General features: G+C 42.0%; 2 protein-coding genes. Both read left to right on the plus strand.

All coding sequences use genetic code 11. The features are described from left to right. Window positions 1–98: 98 nt before the first annotated feature. Entirely contained in the window at window positions 99–1,916 is a 1,818-nt protein-coding gene (locus ABGY95_RS09330) for a nucleoside-diphosphate sugar epimerase/dehydratase (RefSeq protein WP_347441407.1), read from the plus strand. A gap of 30 nt (window positions 1,917–1,946) precedes the next feature. After that, the coding region (locus ABGY95_RS09335) for a sugar phosphate nucleotidyltransferase (RefSeq protein ID WP_347441408.1) at window positions 1,947–2,187 on the plus strand (241 nt) is incomplete at its 3' end.

Below are 2,187 nucleotides of genomic sequence, written 5' to 3' on the forward strand. Positions count from 1 at the left end.
ATAGCAGGCGTGGTTTACGTGAGTCTTGCTGGCATCTGGTACTATCATGGAAAACACTATGCGTGATTTTTTATTAATTTGTAACTCTGATTCAAAGCATGTTGTTTAGCTCTAAAATAAAAGTAATTGTTCATGACGTTTCCGCTAGCGGCCTGGCTTGGCTGACAGCATTATATGCGCGATTTAATTTTGAGCAGCCTCCAGAAATATTTTTGACCAGCTGTATTTTAGCTTTACCGGTTGTGATGGTTGTTCAAGGGCTTATTTTTAATTTTTTTAAGCTTTATCGAGGACAATGGAGATTTGCTAGTCTCCAAGACTTGATCGATGTCGTAGGTGCGGCTGTACTTGGCACTTTGACTATACATACAATTGTTTCTTTTGTTTCTGTTTTTCAACATACTCCGCGGTCGGTTTTCGTTCTGTACCCAGTTTTTTTGATATTTTTTTTAGGTAGTTCACGACTTATATTTCGAATGTGGAAGGATCGAGATCTAGGGTTTGCATCAATAGGGAGTGGCGAAAGAGTTTTAATTGTAGGTGCGGGTAGCGCCGGTGAGGCTGTTCTTAGAGAGACAAGACGGTCTCGAGAGTATGCGGCGGTGGGTTTTGTTGACGATAACCCTCATTTGTTCAAATCACGTATCCATGGTGTTCCAGTATTGGGTACGGTTGATCAGATCGCAAATTTGGTATTTAAACGAAATATAGACCTAATTATCATCGCCGTCCCATCTGCTGGTTCTAGCGAGATGCAGCGTATCGTCGATGCCTGTGGAGACAGTGGAAAGACTTTTAGGATACTACCTAAGCTGCTTGATAATACCGATGAAGAAGTAAGACTTGAGTCAGTGCGAGAGGTTTCTCTGGATGATTTACTTGGTCGTGAGAAAGTTGAGCTGGATTGGGCCGCCATAAGAGCCACGTTGCTATCTAAGACTGTTTTAGTCTCGGGTGGAGGAGGTTCTGTGGGCATTGAGTTATGTCGCCAGTTGGCTGATTCGGGTGTGGGGCAACTCATCGTGTTTGATAATAGCGAGCTAAATTTGTATCAGGCCGAACGAGAAATAAATCTGGATTATCCTGAATTAAATTCCATATTCTTGCTTGGAGATATTCGGGATGCCACAGCGATAGATTATGTGTTTAAAAAATATCGTCCATCACATGTTTATCACGCGGCGGCCTATAAGCACGTGCCGATTTTAGAAAACTATGTTCGTGAAGCAGTGAGTAATAACGTGCTGGGTACAAATATACTCATTGAGGCGGCTGCAGAATTCCAATGTGAGACTTTTGTTTTGATATCGACGGATAAAGCGGTAAAGCCGTCAAGCATAATGGGAGCTACTAAACGTATTGCTGAGCTATTATGCGTACATAAAAATAAAGAGGTTTCTACAAACTTTATCACTGTAAGATTCGGAAATGTTTTAGGGTCAACGGGCAGTGTTGTGCCGTTATTTCGGAGTCAAATATTATCAGGCGGCCCCGTTACGGTTACGCATCGAGAGGCTAAACGCTATTTTATGACCGTGTCTGAAGCTAGTCAACTTATTTTGGAGGCAAGTGCCGCGGGCGCTGGAGGAGAAGTTTTTGTTTTGGAGATGGGTGAGGCTGTAAATATTGGATTCCTAGCTGAACAAGTGATACGTCTCTCAGGGAAAATTCCAGAGGTGGACATACAGATAGAATACATAGGGCTAAGGCCTGGAGAAAAGTTGGATGAAGAACTATTTCATGTAGATGAAGAATTAATGCGGACTAAGCATGACAAGCTTTTACTAGCTACGCATGCGGTGGATGGAGCGGATAAAGTCAGGCCTCAATTAGCTCGATTAAAAGAGCTTGTATCGAATTACGATGAGCCCGAAATACTTCGCGTAATGAAAGAATTAATTCCAACTCTTCGTTGAGACCAGAGTCTAAGCTAAAAGGAGAACATTGTGCCTGAAGCACTTTTAAAAACAATTATTTTTCCAGTGGCTGGTTTGGGTACTCGATTTTTACCCGCGACTAAAGTGTGTCGTAAGGAGTTGCTTCCAATAGTTGATAAACCATTAATTCAGTATGCGGCTGAAGAGGCGACAGAGGCAGGGTTTACTCACATAATTTTTATCGTTAAGAAAGGTGAAAAAAGTATTTCCGATTATTTTTCGGAGTCGATGGATCTAAAAGCCAAGTTAG

Origin of the sequence: Rubritalea sp., assembly GCF_039830215.1 — a bacterium.
Lineage (GTDB): Bacteria > Verrucomicrobiota > Verrucomicrobiia > Verrucomicrobiales > Akkermansiaceae > Rubritalea.

Bases quoted from the DNA above. Each gene is read 5' to 3' on its own strand.
- ABGY95_RS09330 (WP_347441407.1), top strand. From the start codon at position 99: ATGTTGTTTAGCTCTAAAATAAAAGTAATTGTTCATGACGTTTCCGCT.